The organism is Amycolatopsis sp. BJA-103, from assembly GCF_002849735.1.
Taxonomy (GTDB): domain Bacteria; phylum Actinomycetota; class Actinomycetes; order Mycobacteriales; family Pseudonocardiaceae; genus Amycolatopsis.
Genome location: NZ_CP017780.1, coordinates 5,865,479 through 5,884,234, shown reverse-complemented (window position 1 = coordinate 5,884,234; position 18,756 = coordinate 5,865,479). Strand labels below are relative to the sequence as shown.

The 18,756-nt window shown below is 68.8% G+C and carries 19 protein-coding genes; 9 read left to right on the top strand and 10 right to left on the bottom strand.

Features of this window, described 5'->3' with window-relative positions; genetic code table 11:
- Positions 1-29: 29 nt before the first annotated feature.
- The gene (locus tag BKN51_RS25695; protein ID WP_101610083.1) at positions 30-1,358 is read right to left on the bottom strand and encodes a M20 family metallopeptidase; all 1,329 of its coding nucleotides are present in this window, start codon (positions 1,356-1,358) and stop codon (positions 30-32) included.
- Positions 1,355-2,125 carry a class I SAM-dependent methyltransferase gene (locus tag BKN51_RS25690; protein WP_101610082.1) on the bottom strand — a complete coding sequence of 257 codons (771 nt, stop codon included), beginning with the start codon at positions 2,123-2,125 and terminating at the stop codon, positions 1,355-1,357. The genes BKN51_RS25695 and BKN51_RS25690 overlap by 4 nt, the downstream gene beginning before the upstream one ends.
- 141 nt (positions 2,126-2,266) lie before the next feature.
- Here BKN51_RS25690 and BKN51_RS25685 point away from each other — a divergent pair, with 141 nt between their 5' ends.
- The 3 genes from BKN51_RS25685 to BKN51_RS25675 are packed head-to-tail and all read left to right on the top strand — an operon-like array spanning position 2,267 to position 5,242.
- Positions 2,267-3,208 carry a DNA-3-methyladenine glycosylase family protein gene (locus BKN51_RS25685; RefSeq protein ID WP_101610081.1) on the top strand — a complete coding sequence of 314 codons (942 nt, stop codon included), beginning with the start codon at positions 2,267-2,269 and terminating at the stop codon, positions 3,206-3,208.
- Between the two features lie 35 nt (positions 3,209-3,243).
- Positions 3,244-3,957, top strand: a complete 714-nt coding sequence (locus tag BKN51_RS25680) for a M50 family metallopeptidase (RefSeq protein ID WP_101610080.1) — start codon at positions 3,244-3,246, stop codon at positions 3,955-3,957.
- A gap of 52 nt (positions 3,958-4,009) precedes the next feature.
- Entirely contained in the window at positions 4,010-5,242 is a 1,233-nt protein-coding gene (locus BKN51_RS25675) for an aldehyde dehydrogenase family protein (RefSeq protein WP_101610079.1), read from the top strand.
- A gap of 51 nt (positions 5,243-5,293) precedes the next feature.
- On the opposite strand, the gene BKN51_RS25670 is transcribed toward BKN51_RS25675, so the two are convergent.
- From BKN51_RS25670 to ccrA, 4 genes are all read right to left on the bottom strand, one after another.
- Positions 5,294-6,457, bottom strand: a complete 1,164-nt coding sequence (locus BKN51_RS25670) for an adenylate/guanylate cyclase domain-containing protein (RefSeq protein WP_101610078.1) — start codon at positions 6,455-6,457, stop codon at positions 5,294-5,296.
- Positions 6,457-6,906, bottom strand: coding sequence for a universal stress protein (locus BKN51_RS25665; RefSeq protein WP_101610077.1), 450 nt, complete (start codon positions 6,904-6,906; stop codon positions 6,457-6,459). The genes BKN51_RS25670 and BKN51_RS25665 overlap by 1 nt, the downstream gene beginning before the upstream one ends.
- 107 nt (positions 6,907-7,013) lie before the next feature.
- On the bottom strand, positions 7,014-8,150 hold the full coding sequence (locus tag BKN51_RS25660) for a chromosome segregation protein (RefSeq protein WP_304529037.1): 1,137 nt from the start codon (positions 8,148-8,150) through the stop codon (positions 7,014-7,016).
- 77 nt (positions 8,151-8,227) lie between these two features.
- Positions 8,228-9,568, bottom strand: a complete 1,341-nt coding sequence (ccrA, locus tag BKN51_RS25655) for a crotonyl-CoA carboxylase/reductase (RefSeq protein ID WP_101610075.1) — start codon at positions 9,566-9,568, stop codon at positions 8,228-8,230.
- A gap of 246 nt (positions 9,569-9,814) precedes the next feature.
- Between ccrA and BKN51_RS25650 the strand changes: the two genes are divergently transcribed.
- Together BKN51_RS25650 and BKN51_RS25645 are read left to right on the top strand one after the other, a co-directional pair.
- A complete protein-coding gene (locus BKN51_RS25650; RefSeq protein WP_101610074.1) occupies positions 9,815-10,183 on the top strand; it encodes an SPW repeat protein in 369 nt (122 codons plus the stop codon).
- 16 nt (positions 10,184-10,199) lie between these two features.
- Positions 10,200-10,763 (top strand): TetR/AcrR family transcriptional regulator, encoded by a 564-nt coding sequence (locus BKN51_RS25645; protein ID WP_101610073.1) that lies wholly within the window; start codon positions 10,200-10,202, stop codon positions 10,761-10,763.
- Here the strand turns inward: BKN51_RS25645 and mce are convergent.
- Positions 10,757-11,206 (bottom strand): methylmalonyl-CoA epimerase, encoded by a 450-nt coding sequence (gene mce, locus BKN51_RS25640; protein ID WP_101610072.1) that lies wholly within the window; start codon positions 11,204-11,206, stop codon positions 10,757-10,759. The genes BKN51_RS25645 and mce overlap by 7 nt on opposite strands.
- Before the next feature lie 132 nt (positions 11,207-11,338).
- Here mce and BKN51_RS25635 point away from each other — a divergent pair, with 132 nt between their 5' ends.
- Entirely contained in the window at positions 11,339-12,520 is a 1,182-nt protein-coding gene (locus tag BKN51_RS25635; RefSeq protein WP_101613455.1) for an acetyl-CoA C-acetyltransferase, read from the top strand.
- Positions 12,521-12,525: 5 nt separating this feature from the next.
- The gene (meaB, locus tag BKN51_RS25630; protein ID WP_101610071.1) at positions 12,526-13,494 is read left to right on the top strand and encodes a methylmalonyl Co-A mutase-associated GTPase MeaB; all 969 of its coding nucleotides are present in this window, start codon (positions 12,526-12,528) and stop codon (positions 13,492-13,494) included.
- A 46-nt stretch (positions 13,495-13,540) separates the two neighbouring features.
- Here meaB and BKN51_RS25625 read toward each other — a convergent pair whose 3' ends face one another.
- On the bottom strand, positions 13,541-13,894 hold the full coding sequence (locus BKN51_RS25625; RefSeq protein ID WP_101610070.1) for a beta/gamma crystallin domain-containing protein: 354 nt from the start codon (positions 13,892-13,894) through the stop codon (positions 13,541-13,543).
- Positions 13,895-14,021: 127 nt separating this feature from the next.
- Positions 14,022-14,609 (bottom strand): hypothetical protein, encoded by a 588-nt coding sequence (locus BKN51_RS25620; protein ID WP_101610069.1) that lies wholly within the window; start codon positions 14,607-14,609, stop codon positions 14,022-14,024.
- A gap of 145 nt (positions 14,610-14,754) precedes the next feature.
- On the opposite strand from BKN51_RS25620, the gene BKN51_RS25615 reads away from it, so the two are divergent.
- Complete coding sequence (locus BKN51_RS25615) at positions 14,755-15,435, top strand: peptidylprolyl isomerase (RefSeq protein ID WP_101613454.1); 681 nt, start codon at positions 14,755-14,757, stop codon at positions 15,433-15,435.
- Positions 15,436-15,590: 155 nt separating this feature from the next.
- Positions 15,591-17,252, top strand: a complete 1,662-nt coding sequence (locus BKN51_RS25610; protein ID WP_101610068.1) for a DUF262 domain-containing protein — start codon at positions 15,591-15,593, stop codon at positions 17,250-17,252.
- A gap of 96 nt (positions 17,253-17,348) precedes the next feature.
- On the opposite strand, the gene pdxR is transcribed toward BKN51_RS25610, so the two are convergent.
- A complete protein-coding gene (pdxR, locus tag BKN51_RS25605; protein ID WP_101610067.1) occupies positions 17,349-18,728 on the bottom strand; it encodes a MocR-like pyridoxine biosynthesis transcription factor PdxR in 1,380 nt (459 codons plus the stop codon).
- Between the last annotated feature and the right edge of the window lie 28 nt (positions 18,729-18,756).

Below are 18,756 nucleotides of genomic sequence, written 5' to 3'. Positions count from 1 at the left end.
AGAATCAGCTGAGAAACCTCAGCGTTTTCTCAGTCGAAGAACGCCGGCACGTCCAGTGCGCCGCCCGAAGCTTCGAACTCCTCGTGCACCGCGGCCCGGAGTTCCGCGTCGGCCAGATAATCGACGGCGGTCAGCGCCAGCCCCAGCGCGCCGTCGACGACCGCGCGATCACCGTCCGGTGAACCGGCGGCGGCCGCGAACTCCTTGGTGTGCAAGGCGGTCGTCGGCCCGGCGATGGCGATCATCGGGTGGATCGCGGGCATCCGGTAGGAGAGATTGCCGAGATCGGTCGAACCGGTGAGGAATTCGGGCACGATCCCCGGCGGCAGCGGTTTGCGGCCGGTGTCGACCTGATGCACGGACCAGCGTCCGGCGAGCGTGGTGTTGAACCGGATCGGCAGGTACGCGGGCTGGGAGTCCCACTGCAGCTCGACTCCGCAGCCGGTCATCTCCGCCGCGCCGCGTGCGATCGCCGAAACGCGCTCGGCGAGATCGCGCAGCGTGTCCGGCTGCGCGGAGCGGAGGTAGAACAGCAGCGCCGCACGTTCGGGAACGACGTTCGGCCGCGCGCCACCGTCGGTGAAGACGCCGTGGACGCGGTCGCTGGAGGGCAGATGCTGCCGAAGCGCCGCGACGCCCTGGTACGCGGCGACGGCGGCGTCGAGCGCGTTGCGTCCCATGAACGGCTGCGCCGACGCGTGCGCGCCGACACCGGTGAACACCATTTCGAGCTGGCGCCTGCCGAGGAACGGGTGCATGGCGATGTCGTGACTGAACGGGTGCAGCATGACCACGGCGTCGACGTCGTCGAAAACCCCCGCGCGGGCCAGGGTTTCCTTGCCGCCACCGCCTTCCTCCGCCGGCGTGCCGATCAGCGAGACCCGGCCGCCCAGTCGTTCGGCGACCGCCGCCGCGCCGAGGAATCCGCCCGCGCCCGCGGTGCAGATGACGTTGTGCCCGCAGCCGTGGCCCAGCCCGGGGAGGGCGTCGTACTCGGAGAGGACGGCGATGTGCGGGCCGCTTCCGGGAGTGCTCGCGACCAAGGCGGTGTCCAGCCCGCCCGCGCCGATGGTCACCTCGTGGCCGTGCCGCTTGAGCAGATCTCCGAGCGCGAGGACCGAGCGGTGCTCGGCGAAACCCTCTTCGGGGTGAGCGTGCAGGTCTTGGCTCAGTTCCACCAGTTCCGCGGCCAGCGCGCGGACCCCGGCCTCGACGGCGTCCCGTGTGGCGGGATCCGCACCCTCGTGCGGCGAGCCGAGGGGTTCGGCCGCGGCGACGGCGTCCGCGGTCGCCTCGACCAGCGAACGGAGGTAGCTGTCGTCGGGAGGAATCGGCGAAGCGTGCTCAGAGCGGATCATTTCCGGATGTTAACCGGTAGTTGTCCCGTGACGATCTGCGTGACGCCCGAATACCGCTCCTCCACCCGGTCGAAACCGCGCCTGAACAGTTTCAGCGTGATCTCGCCGCGGTCGAACATCCGCTGCCCGCTCAGCCTGCCGAGGAAGGTGTCCGCCAGCCGCATCGGCTGATCGCTGTGCCGCGCGCTGGTCAGCATCACCAGCGAGCCGCCGGGTTTCAGCACCCGGGCGAACGAATCCAGCGCCGCGTCGGGATCGGCGAACATGTGCAGCGCGGCGAAGCAGCAGACGGCGTCCACAGTGGAATCGCCGAGCGGCAGGTCGACGGCGTCGGCGCGCAGATAGGTCACCGAAGCCGGGTTGGGCGCGGCGAGTGCCTTGTCCAGCATGGTGACCGAACCGTCGAGCCCGATCGAAAGCCCCTCCGGGCCGACGGCTTCGCCGAACGCGCGGGTGAACCTGCCGGTGCCGCACGCGACGTCCAGCGCGACCTGGCCGGGGCGCAGGCCGAGCGCTTCGACCGCGATGCGGACCTCGTCCGCCATGCTCGGGCCGTTCAGTCCTTTCGCGACCCTGCCCAGTGTCGGGCGCCAGTACCGCTCGTAGATCATCGGCACGGCGGAGGTGCGCATCAGTCGCTGCGCGAGTCCGGTCGGTGGCCCCGCCTGCGGGATTTCGCCCAGCAGATCGAGAAAACCTTCCCTGGCCCCGGCGGGTGTGGTTCCCGGCCGCAGCAGGCTCTCGAGACGTTCGCGATGGTCCGGCATGGCTGCTCCCTTCACGGTGGTCACCCGAGAATCTGCCATGACCGGCCCGTTCGCGACATTCCCGCCGCCGTGACCCGAAACTGTCGGTGGCCGTCTCTAACGTCGGAGGGAGTCGCCGTTCCCCAGCCGAAGGAGCCCGAAATGACCGGCTCGATCCTCCAGCACACCGCCACGACCACGCTGCGCATCCCGGTGCGCGGCCCGTTCGACCTCGACAAGTCCATCCGGTTCCTGACCGATTTCCCGCCCGCGTGCCGCACGGACGCCGCCGCCGAGCCGGGCACCCTGCGCTTCGCCTTCCCCGCCGAAGCGGGGTGGGAGCACGTCGGTGCGGCCGTCAGACAGAGATCGCCCGGCTCGATCGAGGTGGAGGTCTTCGCCGAAGAAGGGCTCGCCGTCGAGGTCGGCGCCCAGGTGCGGCGGATCCTTTCGGTGGACGTCGACGGCACCGGCTTCGCCAAGATCGGCACCGCGGATCCGGTGGTGCGCCGCCTTCAGCGGACGTTCCCCGGGCTGCGGCCCGTTCTGTTCCACTCGCCCTACGAGGCGGCCTGCTGGGCGATCCTGAGCCACCGGACACGGATGTCGCTGGCCGCCGTGGCGAAACGACGGCTCGCCGAGGAGTTCGGCAGGCCGGTGGACGTCGGCGGGAAGATCCTCAGGTCGTTCCCGGCGCCGGACGTCATGGCCGGGCAGGAGGCCGGGCGCGAGCTGCCGGAGATGAAGGCCGAGAGGCTGCGCGCGGTGGCCAACGCCGCCAAGGACGGTCTGCTCGACGCCGCGTACCTGCGCGCGATGCCGGTCCCGGACGCGTTGCGCTGGCTGCAGCGGTTGCCGGGGATCGGCCCGTTCTCGGCGCAGCTGATCCTGATCCGGGGTGCCGGGCATCCGGACGTCTTCCCCGGCGGCGAGCCGCGCTTGCAGGAGGCCATGCGGGCCGCGTACGACCTGCCGCTGGCGCCGCCCGAGGAACTGGAAGAGCTGTCCACGGTGTGGCGGCCGTTCCGCAGCTGGGTGGCGTTCGCCCTGCGCAACGACCGGGAGTTTCGCACGCGCGAGATCGGGGGTTCCATGACCGCCTGACACGGGACGTATCCCCCTTGTGGTGAGCTGGTGAGGTGAGCTCGTCTCCCGCCGAAACGGTTTCCGACATCGCCCAGTCCACCCCGCCCGGCACGATCACCCTGGTCACCGGTGGTCTCGCACTGCTCGTGGTGCTTTCGGGCAGGCCTTGGCGGATCGCCCGCAACCTGGTCACGCTCGTCCACGAGGCAGGTCACGCGCTGGCGGCGATCCTGGTCGGCCGTCGGCTGCAGGGCATCAAACTGCACTCGGACACCTCCGGGGTCACGGTCTCCCGTGGCAAACCGGAGGGTCCCGGGATGGCGTTCACCGCGCTGGCCGGGTACCCGGCGGCCGCGGTGCTCGGACTGGTGTTCGCCGGGCTGCTCTCGTCGGACCTGATCACCGTCGTGCTGATCGTGATGGCCCTGATGCTGCTGGGCGTCCTGGTGATGGTGCGCAACACCTACGGCGTGTTCGCCGTGGTCACCAGTTCGGTGGTGCTCGGCTTGGTCGCGCTGGTGGCGCCGTCGTGGTTCCAGGCGATCTTCGTCTACTTGCTGACCTGGTTCCTGCTGTTCGGCGGCGTCCGGCCGGTGATCGAGCTGCAGATCAAGCGGCGCCGCGGATCGGCGCGGGATTCCGACGCCGATCAGCTCGGCAGGCTCACCGGGGTGCCCGCGGTGCTGTGGGTGCTGGTGATGGCCGTGCTGACGGTGAGCTGTCTCTTCGCGGGCGGGTTGTGGCTGCTGGAGCCGACCGTCGCCTGACCGGGGCGGTGCGGCAGACTGATGGCTCGTTCCGCGCGGAGGGAGTCACCAGATGGACGAGGTCGCCAAGGCCGTCGAGGAATGCGCTCGATCGGCGAAACGGGCCGCACCGTCGCTGGCCGCCGCCTCCGCGGAGGCGATCGACGCCGCGCTGAACGCCATGGCGGGCAAGCTGGTCGAGCACGCCGACGCGGTGCTCGAGGCGAACCAGGCCGACATCGCCAAGGCGCGCGAGGACGGTATGAGCGCGGGCCTGCTCGACAGGCTCACCATCACCCCCGAGCGGCTGACCGGCATGGCCGAGCAGCTCCGCCTCCTGGCCGGTGCGCCGCACCAGGAGCGGTCCGTCGAGGTGTCCACTTTGGACGGAGGGCTGCGGCTGGTGGAACGCCGCCGCCCGGTCGGCGTGATCGGCGCGAACTACGAGGCGCGCCCGAACGTCACGGTCGACGTCGCCTCGCAGCTGGTGAAGTCGCGCAACGGTGGCGTGCTCCGCACGGGCTCCGCCGCGCTCGGCTCGGCCCAGCGCCTGCGCGAGACCGTCATCGCCCCGGCGCTCGCCGAGGCGGGCATCGACCCGGACGTCATCCAGCTGGTGCCGCGCGCCGAGCGCGAAGCGGCTTCCGCGCTGGTGCGGTTCCCCGCGCTCGTGCCGCTGGTCATCCTGCGCGGCAGCGGCGACAGCACCCGGGCGCTGGCCACCGAGGCGGCCGTCCACGGCGTCCGCACGCTGGCCCACGCCGACGGTGGCGGCGTGCTGTACATCGACGAAGCGTCTGACACCGACAAGGTGCGCGAGCTGGTCTTTAACAGCCTCGACAGGCTCGGCGTCTGCAACCGGCTGAACCTGCTGCTGATCCACGAGGCCGCCCACGACCGCGTCTGGCCCGGTATCTCCGGCGCGCTGGCCGAACGCGGTGTCACGCCGTCGCTCGCCCCGCACGAGCACGCAATCGGCTACGAATGGGCGCTCGACTCCGACCGCGAAGCGACCGTCACCGTCGCGAAGGTCGCGAGCCTGCCCGAAGCGGCGGAGATCGCCAACGAGCAGACCTCGGGCCTCGCGGCCGGCATCGCCACCGAAAGCAGCGAAGCCGCCGACGCGTTCTTCGACGCGTACACCGGCACCGGCGTCTTCTGGAACGCTCCCACCCGGCTGCTCGACGGCTTCAAGCTCCTGGCCGTTCCCGAGACCGGCATCAACCTGGACAAGGTCCCGGGCCCGCGCGGCCCGGTCACCTACACCGACCTCTACGTGCGGCAGTACGCCGTGCTGCCCGCCTGACCGGGGCGCGGCGACAGCAAAGGTCCCTTGCTCCCGCGACGAGCGAAGCGATCAGCGTCGCCGACGTCGTTTCGAGCGAGGCCGAGGCGGCAACGAGTCCGCTGTGGCGTCCTCGATCTCCTCGGCGAGCTTCTCGACGTCAGGAGACTCCGAAGCGGCGGTCCCAGGCGCCAGCCCCAGCATCTCCGCGGCGAGTTGTTGCGAAGACGCGAACATGCCCGAAGGCTGTTCCTGCGCCCGCCGCAAGGACGAAGGCCGCAGCCGGTTGTATCCCCGCACCGAAACCGGCCGCCGCGTGCGGACCTCGTACTCCGGGAATTCCGCGAGTTCGGTCGCGAGTTCCTTGTCCACCAGGATGGTGCCCGGCCGCGCGGTCGAGGTGAGGCGGGCGGCGAGGTTCACGACCGAGCCGTAGACGTCGCCGAACCGCAGGAGGATCCGGCCCGACGCCAGGCCGGCGCGGACGGCGGGCAGGGTTTCGTCGGCGTCGGCGCGCTCGGACAGCGCGAGGGCGATCTCGGCGCCGTCGACGGCGGAATCGGCGACGAACAGCACCTCGTCACCGATCATTTTCACGATCCGGCCGTGGTGCTCGGCGACCACTTCGGTGGCGACGGATTCGAACCGGTCGAGGACGGCGCTCAGCTCGTCTTCGCCGATCTGCCTGGTCAGACGGGTGTAGCCGACCATGTCGACGAAGCCGACGACCTCGGTCCTGGCCTGGAGGTCTTCGTCCGGGGACGCGAACGCGCGTCCGGAGTAGGCGGCCAGGTGCCGCCGCCAGACGAAGTTCTGCACCTGCTCCAGTTCGGGCAGCAGCCTGTCGACGAGCCGCGCGATCTGGCGTTCGCTGGTGCCGATGTCCTTGTTCTCGGTGATCATCGTCCACAGCATGTGGACCTGCCATTCCGCGAGCCGCGAAAGGTGCTGGCCCAGCGCGCGCGTCACCGCCAGCTCGATGCCCGGGTCGATCAGGCCCGAGTTCATCAGCTGGTCGGCGGTGCGGATCGCGTCGATGTCGGCGTCGGTGAAGACGACCTCGTCGTCCTCGACGGTCGCGAAGCCCAGCGCACGCCAAAGCCGCCGAGAACGCTCTTCGGGAACGCCCGCCTTCTCGGCGACTTCGAGCCGGGTGTACTTGCGTCTGCCGCCGAGCAGGATCCGTTCGAGACGCTGCTGAAGCGCGTCGGGCGCGGGCTCGCCGGAATCGGCCATTACGTGGTGTGAACGATGAGCACGTCCACACCCGACTTCCGGGCCACTTCGGACGGCACGGAACCCAGGATGCGGCCGGCGAGCGTGTTCAGCCCGCGGTTGCCGACCACCAGCAGGTCCGCGGAGCGTTCGGAGACGACCTTGCGCAGCGCGTCGACGGGGTCGCCGACGACAGCCGTGGTCTCGATGGCCTTCGCGCCCGCCTTGCCTGCCCTGTCCCGGGCCGACAGCAGGGTGTCCTCGGCCGGGGCCGAACCGACGACCTGGTACGCCTCGTCACCGAGGGCGTCCTGCGCCTTCTCCACGTCGCCCTTGTTGGCGGGGTAGTAGGCGCACACGATGACCAGGGTGGCTCCGGAGTCGCCCGCGACCCCCGCCGCCCGGTCGACCGCGGCGAACGAGGAATCCGATCCGTCCGTGCCCACGACCACGGTCCGATATGCAGCCATCCGCAACCTCCACCGATCTCCTCTGGCTCGCGCATGCGCGCGAGCAGCGACGATAACCGCTGGACGATCGGCCCGCAGGCCGTCGTGAAGGCGGTCGGGTGAGAAGGTTACTCGCCAGTCGGTTTCTGCGCTGCCGCAGGTCGAGGTGAAGGCTTCGCGCCGGATGTGGCCTTCGGCACATCGGCCGTCCGCAGCTGCACGGTGGCCTCCGGGTCGGAGGACGGCTTCGCCTTCAGATCCGCCGGGACGTGCGGTTCGTCGCCGAGGACGTGCGTCGCCTCGGCGAGCGCGGTCCGCGCGGTGCGGACCTGCTCGGCCAGGCTGGAGCGCACCTTGCGGAGGGATTCGACCCGTTCGGTGGCCTGGGTGATCCGCCGGTTGGACTCTTCGGTGGCCTGCCGGACGCGGCGGCGTGCCTCGTCGGCCGCTTCGGCGAGCCGGGCGTTGGCCTCGGTGATCGAGTCCTGCTTGCGCTTGTTGGCGTCGGCGACGGACTCGCGCTGACGGCGCTCGATGTCGGCCTTGGCCGCTGTCTCCTCTTCGAGCACCTTCGTGCGGATGGTGGCGGCGTCCTCGGTGGCCTCGCGGACGCGACGGGCGGCCTCGGCCTTGCTGGAGGCCTCCTGCTCGGCCAGCGCGTGCATGGCTTCGGTGCGCCGCGACGCCATCGCGATCTCGAAGTCCTCTTCGACCTGCGTGCGGCGCTGCTGCGACTCGGCGTCGAGCTTGTCGCGCTCGGCTTTCGCCTTGTCGGTGATGTCCTTCGCCTCGGCGCGCGCGGTCTCCAGGACGCCGCGGTGCTCGGCCTCCATCTCCTTGCGACGGAGGTCGAGCTCGTTGAGCAGCTGCTCGTAGCGGGCCCGCATGGCGCTCGCGTCGGTCTCCGCCTTGGCGCGGATGTGCCCGGCTTCGGCTTCCGCGCGCGCCTTCGTGTCGGCGGACTCGTCCTGCGCGAGCCGCAGCATGCGCTGCAGGCGCTCGGAAAGGCCTTCGACGCTCGTCGGCGGCTGGGCGAGCCTGTCGACCTGCCCGCGCAGGTCCGCGATCTCGCCGCGCGCGGTCTCCAGCTGCCGTGCCAGGTCGCCCGCCTGCCCGATGGCGGCATCGCGATCGGCGGTGAGCATCTTCAGATCGGCGTCAAGCCGCTCGAGATGTTCATCGACCTGCGCACGGCTGTAACCGCGCTTCGCCACGTCGAAGCCGGCTCCCAGCGGCACTAGCTCCCGTTCCTCGCCAAGGCTCATCCTTCTACCGTAGTCGAGCTGGAGTCACGGAAGGGTGAGCACCCACGCAACGCGCGGCGAAAGTGCGTTCTGGCGCGCTAAACGTTCCGGAAGGCGTTGATCCCGTCGATGTGCTTTTCGCGCAGCTCGTGGTTCCGGACGCCCAGACCTTCTTCCGGCGCAAGGGCGAGCACGCCGACCTTGCCCTGGTGGGCGTTGCGGTGCACGTCCAGCGCGGCCTGGCCGGTGTCTTCCAGCGAGTAGGTCTTCGACAGCGTCGGGTGGATCAGACCTTTCGCGATCAGCCGGTTCGCCTCCCACGATTCGCGGTAGTTCGCGAAGTGGCTGCCGATGATCCGCTTCAGGTTCATCCACAGATAGCGGTTGTCGTACTGGTGCATGAACCCGGACGTCGACGCGCACGTGACGATCGTGCCGCCCTTGCGCGCGGCGTAGACCGAAGCGCCGAAGGTCTCGCGGCCCGGGTGCTCGAAGACGATGTCCGGGTCCTCGCCGCCGGTCAGCTCGCGGATCTTCTTGCCGAACCGCTGCCACTCCTTCGGGTCCTGGTTGTTCTCGTCCTTCCAGAACTTGTAGTCCTCGGCGTTGCGGTCGATGATCAGCTCCGCGCCGAGCTTGCGGCAGATCTCCGCCTTCTCGGGGCTGGAGACCACGCACACCGGGATCGCGCCGCCGTTGAGCGCGTACTGCGTCGCGTAGGAGCCGAGGCCGCCCGAAGCGCCCCAGATCAGCACGACGTCGCCCTGCTTCATGTCCGCGCCGTTGCGCGAAACGAGCTGCCGGTAGGCCGTGGAATTCACCAGACCGGGGGACGCGGCCTCTTCCCAGGTGAGGTGATCCGGCTTCGGCATCAGCTGGTTCGCCTTGACCAGCGCGATCTCGGCGAGCCCGCCGAAGTTCGTTTCGAAGCCCCAGATCCGCTGCTCGGTGTCGAGCATCGTGTCGTTGTGCCCGTCCGGGCCTTCGAGCTCCACGTTGAGGCAGTGCGCGACGACCTCGTCACCCGGCTTCCAGTTGTGCACGCCGGCGCCGGTACGCAGCACGACGCCGGACAGGTCCGAGCCGACCACGTGATACGGCAGGTCATGGCGCTTCGACAGCGGCGAGAGCCGTCCGTAGCGCTCCAGGAACTTGAAGGTCGAGACCGGCTCGAAGATCGAGGTCCAGACGGTGTTGTAGTTGATCGCGCTCGCCATGACCGCGACCAAGGCCTCGCCGGGGCCGAGTTCCGGGGTCGGGACGTCGTCGACGTGCAGCGACTTGCGCGGGTCCTTGTCCCGGCTTTCGAGGCCCTGGAACATGTCGGCCTCGTCCTTGTGCACGGTCACCCCGCGATAGGACCCCGGCACGTCGAGCGACGCCACAGCGCCGAGGTCATCGTTCAGAATGGCCTGCTGGATCTCGCCGAGCTGCGTCATCGGAACCTCCGCGAATGGGGTGGGACGGCGTGTTGGCGCCACTGCGCCGATGTGGGCTCACCGGCAAAGAGTGGTTCGCCCAAATTACTCACGGGTAACCAGGTCCACAACCGTACGAGACGTGGAGCACGTACACATCCCGAAGTGTTATCGACCGGTCTTGACCGGCCGGCCAACCAAGCGGACCATCGGTAGTGGAGATCTCTCCGACCTGCAGGTTCAGCCGATTTTCGGAGGTGAGCACGCATGAACGAACCCACGACGCGCCCCTGGACACGTCCCCATGACTGGGCGGAGGTGGCCGTCGGTGTCGTGGTCGCGCTTTCACCCCTCTGGATGACCACGGACAACACCGCGATGTGGACGCTCGTCGTCCTCGGCGCGCTGATCGCCCTCGACGGCCTCGCGTCGCTCGCGATGCCTGGCATGGTCTACGGCGAGGGCATCCAGATCATCCTGGGCGCGCTGCTGTTCATTTCGCCTTGGGTGATGGGATACGCCGACTTCATGGGCGCGTCCTGGACCGCCTGGATCGGTGGCGTCCTGACCGTGGTGGCCGGGGCGGCCGCGATGCCGATCGCCCAGGCGACGCACAAGACGGCGGGACAGCACTGACGCGCGAGGAGACCACGTGAAAGAGGATTCGGCGAAACAGCGCATTCTGCGGGCCGCGGAGGCGCTTTTCGCCGAATCCGGTTTCGACGCCACCCCGACCTCCCGGATCGCCGAGCGGGCCGGGGTGCCCAAAGGGCTGGTGCACTACTACTTCCGGCGCAAGTCGGATCTGCTGGCCGCGCTGGTCGCCGAGCTGCCGGACGCCCGGATCGAACCGGCCGTCGTGGTGGTCCCCGGCGATCTCGCGGGCAGCCTGCGCGGCCTCGTCATGGAACTCGACAGGCGGTTCAACCGGTCCCTGGCGCTGTCACACCTGTTGTGGCGCGAGGCCGACACGCACCGCGCGGTCCGCGACGCGCTGGGCGAACGGTTCCAGCAACTCGTCCGTCAGGTGAAGGCGGTGATCGTCGCCGCGACCGGCGGCGAACTCGCGGTCGCGGACGTCGATTCGGCGTCCGGCCTGCTCGCGCGGGCGGTCAGCCATCGCCACGCGACCGCGCGGCACAGCGAGGACGGGGACCCCGCCGAGATCGATCGCGAGGTCGACTTCATCGCAGAAGCGTTGACGCGCGGTCAGTGACCGTCTTTCGCGGGCTCGACCAGTTCCACGAGCACGCCACCGGCGTCCTTGGGATGCACGAAGTTCACCCGGCTGTTCGAAGTGCCGCGCTTCGCCTCGTCGTAGAGCAACCGGAGCCCCTGCGCGCGCAGCGCCGCGGCGGCGGCGTCCACATCGGACACTCGGTACGCCAGCTGCTGCAAGCCGGGGCCGCTCTTCGCGAGGAATTTGCCGATCGCCGAGTCCTCACGAAGCGGCGCGAGGAGCTGGATCGCCGTCTCGGTCCCCGCGGTGCCCGGCGCGCGGAGCATCGCTTCGCGGACGCCCTGCTCTTCGTTGACTTCCTGGTGCGCCACTTCCAGGCCGAAATGCTCGGTGTGGAAGGCGATCGCGGCGTCGAGGTCGGGTACCGCGATGCCGACGTGGTCGATGGCGGTCACGAAGGGTTTCAGCGCCTGGTTCATGCAAAGCAGGATAGGTCCGCGGGCGGGCGAACCGGCGTGCGCCGCCTCACACTGGCTCCATCAAGAGGCCCTCGCCCCGGGTATGGTCGCGAAGACCGCCTATTGCCCTTGCGCCGATGCTTGGAGGACGCCGTGTCCGGTTCCGTGATCCTGGGTGCCGCCCGTACACCGATCGGGCGATTGCTCGGTTCCCTGAAGGACTTCTCGGGTGCGCAACTGGGCGGATTCGCGATCAAGGCGGCGCTGGAGCAGGCCGGGGTCTCCCCGGACGCCGTCCAGTACACGATCATGGGCCAGGTCCTCACCGCCGGCGCCGGTCAGATCCCGGCACGCCAGGCCGCGGTCGCCGGTGGCATCCCGATGACCGTCCCGGCGCTGACCATCAACAAGGTCTGCCTTTCCGGTCTCGACGCCATCGCGCTCGCCGACCAGCTCATCCGCGCCGGCGAGTTCGACCTGATCGTGGCGGGCGGCCAGGAGTCGATGACCCAGGCGCCGCATCTGCTGCCGAAATCCCGCGCCGGCTTCAAGTACGGCGACACGACGCTCGTCGACCACATGGCTTACGACGGCCTGTTCTGCGCCTTCGACCAGGTCGCGATGGGCGCGTCGACAGAGAAGTACAACACCCGCTACGGCCTCACCCGCGAGCAGCAGGACGAGTTCTCCGCGCGCTCGCACCAGCGCGCCGCCGCCGCCATCGCGGAGGGCCGCTTCGACGCCGAGATCGCGCCGGTGACGATCCCGCAGCGCAAGGGCGACCCGGTCGTCTTCTCGAAGGACGAGGGCGTCCGCGCCGACACCACCGCGGAAAGCCTCGCGAAGCTGCGCCCGGCGTTCGCCTCCGACGGCACGATCACCGCCGGTTCGGCCTCGCAGATCTCCGACGGCGCGGCCGCGGTCATCGTGGCCAGCCGGGCCAAGGCCGAGGAACTGGGCCTGACGCCGCTCGCCGAGATCGGCGCGCACGGCGTGGTCTCCGGTCCGGACGCCAGCCTGCACGAGCAGCCGTCGAACGCGATCCTGGCCGCGCTGGCCAAGGAGAAGCTGACCGCGGACGCGCTCGACCTGATCGAGATCAACGAGGCCTTCGCGGCCGTCGGCCTGGTCTCGGCCGAGAAGCTCGGTGTCGACGCCGACAAGGTGAATGTCGACGGCGGCGCCATCGCGCTCGGCCACCCGATCGGTGCTTCCGGCGCGCGCCTCGCCGTGCACCTGATCCACGAACTCCGTCGTCGCGGTGGCGGCCTCGGCGCGGCCGCCCTCTGCGGTGGTGGCGGCCAGGGCGACGCGCTGCTGCTCCGCGTTCCGTAAAGCCCTTGCCGGTACAGCTGGACATCGACGAACTGGTCGGTCGCGCGCGGGACGGCGTCCCCCGCGCGATCGCCCGGTTGCTGTCGCTGGTCGAGGACGCGCATCCGCAGTTGCCCGAGGTCGCGGCGAAGCTGACGCCGCACACCGGCAACGCGCGTGTCGTCGGGTTGACCGGCCCACCCGGTGTCGGCAAGTCGACATCGACGTCCGCGCTGCTCACGGCTCTGCGGGCGCAAGGTCTGCGGGTCGGGGTGCTGGCGATCGACCCGTCGTCGCCGTTTTCCGGCGGTGCCCTGCTCGGTGACCGGATCCGGATGACCGAGCACGCCACCGATCCCGGCGTCTTCATCCGTTCGATGGCCACGCGCGGACATCTCGGCGGCCTGTCGTGGGCGACTCCGCAGGCGGTCCGCGTGCTCGACGCGGCCGGGTTCGACGTCGTGCTGATCGAGACCGTCGGGGTCGGGCAGTCCGAAGTGGACGTCGTGAAACTGGCCGACACCACGGTGGTCCTGCTCGCGCCCGGGATGGGCGACGGGATCCAGGCGGCCAAGGCGGGGGTGCTGGAGATCGCGGACGTGTTCGTGGTCAACAAGGCCGACCGCGAGGGCGCCGACGCGACCGTCCACGACCTCAAGCAGATGATCTCCTTGGTGCGCCGGGAGATCCGCGGACCGAGTTGGCGTCAGCCGATCGTGCGAACGGTGGCCTCGCGTGGCGAGGGTGTCGACGACGTCGTCCGCGCGCTGGGCGAGCACCACGACTGGCTGGTCCAGCGGGACGAACTGCCCCGGCGCCGCGCGGCGCGGGCGCGGGACGAGGTCGAGGCGATCGCCGTCCAGCGGCTGCGCGCGGAGATCGTCGACCTGCGCTCCGGCGACCGGCTCGCCGAACTGGCCGAACGCGTGGTCGCGCGGAAGCTCGACCCGTTCGCGGCGGCCGCGGAACTGATCGCGGACCTTCGGGACTCGTGAGTGGTAAGGACGGTTCTAACCGTCTTTACCACTCACGAGGCCTTGTTCAGAGGATTTCGATGACGCGGACCTTCGGCGGACGATTCGGGAAACTGATATCGGTCCACCGGTTGATTCTCACGTCAGCGCCATTGCTGTCGTAATAGATCAGGTCGTTGTTCCCGGTGTAGACCCGGTCGATCCACCAACCCCCGAAACTGATCCTCCCTCGGTTGGCGTAGCAGTCGACACTGCTGCTCCCGCCGAGGTGCGACCAGATCTTCAGGAAGTTCTCCCCGTCCTTGCAGGGGATGTGGTCGATGGCGAACGAGGTCCCGGTCGGCACGAGCATGCTGAACGTGGCGGCAGCGGCGGCCGCCACGGCCAGGATGCGCCGGGCCTTCTTCCTGCTCGAGATCACAGAATTCTCCTTTAGTTAAGGGAAAAGGAGTGTGCTTCGTGCGAGATCGAGCATCTCGATCAACGGGGGCCGGTGTCAATTTCCCGGGTGCGTTGAGGCAACCAAGTCTGGCCGTCCGTGCAGCGGGTCAGAATTCCACGTACATTTTGATGTCGCCGAAGTCGCTGTCGAGATTGTCCAAATGGGCGATCGCGTCCTCTTTCCAGACTTCGAGCTGGTTCGTCTCGCCGTACGTGAGCTGTTCGCCGTCGGCGACCTTGTTGGCGTAGTTCGTGATGGTGACCGTCTGCCCCCGGCAGAACTCGACGCGTTCCAGGAACCTGTCCGCCATGTCCGGATCGAAGACGCGGCCCATCCGGACGTAGCCGTTGTTGACGTGCTCCTCGCAGTAGAAGTGCGCCGCGGCGGAGGCGATCCACTCGGTCAGCGACGGTTCGCCGGGCGGCCACTTCTCGCGGACGTGCGACTTGATCTCCCTGGCGAGGCGGATGACCCGGCGCCGTTCGAGGTCGGTCAGCCCGTCCTCCTTGCGGAAGTCGAGGATCATGTCGTCGACGATCTTGGCGAGCCTGAGGACGCGCGGTTTGTCGAGTTCGGCGGGCTTGTCCGGCGGCTGCCCGGCCATGACCCTCTCGTGCACCAGGACGTACTGCGTGTACGCGTAGAGGAAGGTCAGCGCGTTCAGCTGCCACTGGTGTCGTTCGGCGATCTCCACGGCTCGACCCTAACCGCGGACCTACTTCCGGACCTGTGTAAGCGGCGGGGATTCACCCTATGCTCTCTTCTTCGTCCACGGCTGGGAGGCAGGAACCGTGCAGAGGATCGCGAAAGTCTTTGTGGCTGTGCTGGGCGCCGGGCTGATGCTCGCGGCCGGTACCGGAACGGCGTCCGCGGAGGCCGTTCCCCCAAAGGTCACGAAGGGGCCTTGCCAGTACACGCAGACGCCGGAGGACCCGGCCGCGCGGCCGGTCCCGCTGCCGCCGGACCCCCGTCACACGCCGAACCGGGGCAAGGTGCCGGTGCAGCTGAAGACCAACCAGGGCAAGATCGATCTGACCCTCGATCGGGCGAAGGCGCCGTGCACGGTGCAGAGCTTCCTGCATCTGGCGACGCACCGGTTCTACGACCGCACGACCTGCCACCGGCTGACCGCGTACCCGACGTTGAAGGTGCTGCAGTGCGGTGACCCGAGCGGTACCGGCGAGAAGGGCCCCGGCTACAAGTACAAGGACGAACTGCCCGTCGGCCTGCCGCCCGCGCCGACCGACCCGACCGGCGAGCGCAAGGTGTACTCGCGCGGTGTCCTCGCGATGGCCAACGCGGGCCCGGCGACGAACGGAAGCCAGTTCTTCGTCGTGTACGGCGACTCCGCGCTGCGCCCGAACTACACGATCTTCGGCACCGTCGGCCACGAAGGCCTGGAAACCCTCGACGACGTCGCCGCCGGTGGCATCAAGCCGACCCCGGAGGACCCCGCCCCGGTCGACGGCGCCCCCGTCCTGAAGACCGACATCCTGCGGGCTCGCCCCTGGTTCTGCTGACCCCCGTCGCGTTTCGTCCTCTAGTTGCGGTGGTTCGTTGTGCGAACTACCGCAACTAGAGGACTAATTGCGGGGGATCTGGCCACGCGGAGTAACGCAATCCGGCATTCATGCGACTCGTAGGGGGCCCGCACGTCCCGGAGTGGATTGGTCGTATGAAGAAGCTTGAGGCCCACGAAGTGCCGTTGTCGAAAGTGTTCTCGAGTGACTACGAGTTCACCATCCCCGATTACCAGCGGCCTTACACTTGGGGCACTGAGCAGGCGACCCAGTTGTTCTACGACCTGTACGACGCTGTCGATCGCAACCCCGACGAGCCGTACTTTCTGGGTTCGGTCGTCTTGGTCAAGGACGCGAGCGTTCCGCGAGCCGAAGTGATCGACGGTCAGCAGCGATTGACCACCCTGACCATCCTCTTGTCGGTTCTCCGAGAGCTGAGCGACGACGCGAAGGACTACCTGGACAAGCTGATCTGGGAGCCTGGCGACCCCATCCAAGACCTGGCATCACGTCCGCGGCTCAAGCTTCGGCGCCGGGATGAAGACTTCTTCCGCAAGCACGTCCAGGACCGCGGCGGCCTAGCCGTGCTGGAGAACGGTGCAGCACCCGCAAACGACGCGCAGGAACGTATCGCGGACAGCGTCAACGCGCTGCGCAGGCTCTTGGAACAGAGGAGTCCGAAGGAGCGTCTCGCGCTGGCGAAAACCATCGTTCAGCGGACGTTCTTGGTGATCGTCAGCACGCCGGACCTGGCCAGCGCTTACCGCATCTTTTCAGTGATGAACTCGCGAGGTGTGGAGCTGTCGCCGGCCGACATCTTCAAGTCCAGGGTCGTCGGCGCATTACCCGATGCTCTGAAAGAGAAGTACGCCGGCAAGTGGGAGGACCTGGAGGTCGACCTGGGCCGCGATGCCTTCGCTGACCTCTTCTCCCACATCCGGATGGTCTACATGAAGGTGCGGGCACGGAGGGAACTGCTCCAGGAGTTCGAGGTCAGCGTGCTCAGCGGTTTCTTGCCCGACAGGCCGGCCGCGTTCGTCGACGAGGTACTCGAACCGTACGGGCAGGCATACCGAGACCTCCTTGCCGGTGACTACCAGTCAGTGGATGATCCGGAAGAAATCAACCGCTGGCTGCGCCGTCTGCATCGGCTCGATGACTTCGACTGGCAGCCACCCGCGTTGTGGGCTTTCACTCACCACCGTTTCGACTCCAAGTGGCTAGAGGAGTTCCTTCGCAAACTCGACCGCCTAGGTGCGTCCATGCTCCTCCGCCGCTTCAACACCCACGAGCGTGGTCAGCGCATCGGGCAACTCCTTCGTGAACTTGACGATGGTCTGGGACTGGACGCTCCGGCGCTCGACCTGACGCCGGGCGAATGCGCTGAGGTGATCACCAGGTTGGGTGGAGAGATCTACAACCAGTGGATCGTCCGGAAGTACGTACTGATCCGGCTTGACGAACTGTTGTCAGACCCGGAGGCCCTTCGATACGAGCCCAAGATGATCACCGTCGAGCATGTTCTCCCGCAGAATCCTCAGCGTGGCAGTGACTGGACACGGCTGTTCACCCCGGAGCAGCGCTTGTTCTGGACCCACCGGCTGGCGAACCTGGTCCTGCTGAGCCGCAACAAAAATGCCCAGGCGAAGAACTACGACTTCGCCGTCAAGAAGACGAAGTACTTCACTGCCAAGTCCGTTTCCAATTTTCCCCTCACCACGCAGGTGTTGGCTACCGAGAGCTGGACACCCGACGTTTTGGAGCAGCGCCAGCAGAACCTGATCGGTGTTCTCGGCGAGTTCTGGGACCTGTTCTGATGGCAGGCGACGCGCGCTGACCCCCGTTGCGTTTCGTCCTCTAGTTGCGGTGGTTTGCACAACGAACTACCGCAACTAGAGGACGAATTGCGGGGGTTAGGTGACTTCGAAGATGGCCTCGCGCAGGGCCTGGGTGGCGCCGCCGAAAGCGTGCTTCGCGGCGGCGCCGTACCCGATGATGAGCCCTTCGCGCCGCGGCTCGCCGATCCAGTAGCCGCTGAGCCCTTCGAGCCCGATCGCCCGGCGGCGGCAGGCGGCCATCACCTCCATCTCCCGGGGGAGCTCGCCGGGGAACTGGAGCACCAGGTGCAGCCCCGCCGAGATGCCCTGCGGCAGCACGGAATCCGGCAGGGCCGCGAGCAGCCGGTCCCGCCGCGAGCGGTACTCGGCGCGACAACGGCGGATGTGCTGGTCGTAGGCGCCCGACTCGATCAGTTCGGCCATCGCCAGCTGGTCCAGCAGCGCGGGCCGGGCCCCGCTCGCCACCAGCTCCGCGCGCACCGGTTCGACCAGGAACCGCGGCAGCACCATCCAGCCCAGGCGCAGGGCCGGCGCGAGCGTCTTGCTCGTCGTCCCCACGTACACGACCCGTTCGGGTGCCAGCGCCTGCAGCGCGCCGACCTGCTGATGGTCGAACCGGAACTCGCCGTCGTAGTCGTCCTCGATGACGACGGCGCCGGTCTCCTCCGCCCATCGGGTGAGTTCCGCCCGCCGCCGAGGGGCGAGCGTGACCCCGAGCGGATATTGGTGCGCCGGGGTGACCACCACCGCCGGACTGTCCAAAGCGGACACTGCGATCCCGTGGTCGTCGACGGGGACGCCGACCACCCGCGGGCCGTTGGCCGCGGCGATGTCCCGGTAGAGGTTCAGCGACGGGTTCTCGAACGCGATCTCGTCCGCGCCGCGCGCGTGCAGCACCCTGGCCAGGATCGCCATCGCGTGCGAGAACCCGGAACACACCAGGATGCGTTCGGGGTCGGCGACCACGCCGCGGCTCCTGGCCAGATACGCGGCGAGCGTCTCCCGCAGTTCCGCCGCGCCGGACTCGCCCGGGTAGTCGAACGCCGACGCCGGAGCCTGCTGCAGGGCCCGCCGGGTCGCCGCGAGCCAGGCCGACCGGGGGAACGCGGACAGGTTCGGCCTGCCGGGACGCAGGTCCCAGCGCGGCGCCGGGTCGCGGGGGACGGGCCTCGGCGGCGACGCGGGCAGCGCGCCCGCCGTCGCGACGCGGGTCGGGGCGCCCTGCGCGGTCCGCAGGTACCCCTCGGCGGCGAGATCGGCGTACACGCGGGTGACCGTTCCCCTGGCCACCCCGAGGTCCTGGGCCAAAGCCCTGGTCGAGGGCACCGCGGCGCCCGCCTGCCAGCGTCCCTCCCGGATGGCCGCGCGGATCGCGGCGGCGAGCCCGGTCCGGCCGCTTTCGGGGCGCCAGTCCAGGTGGACGTCCATTCCCGAACTGGACCATGATTCTGCCATGTGACTGGACCATACTCGTGGGCCAGTT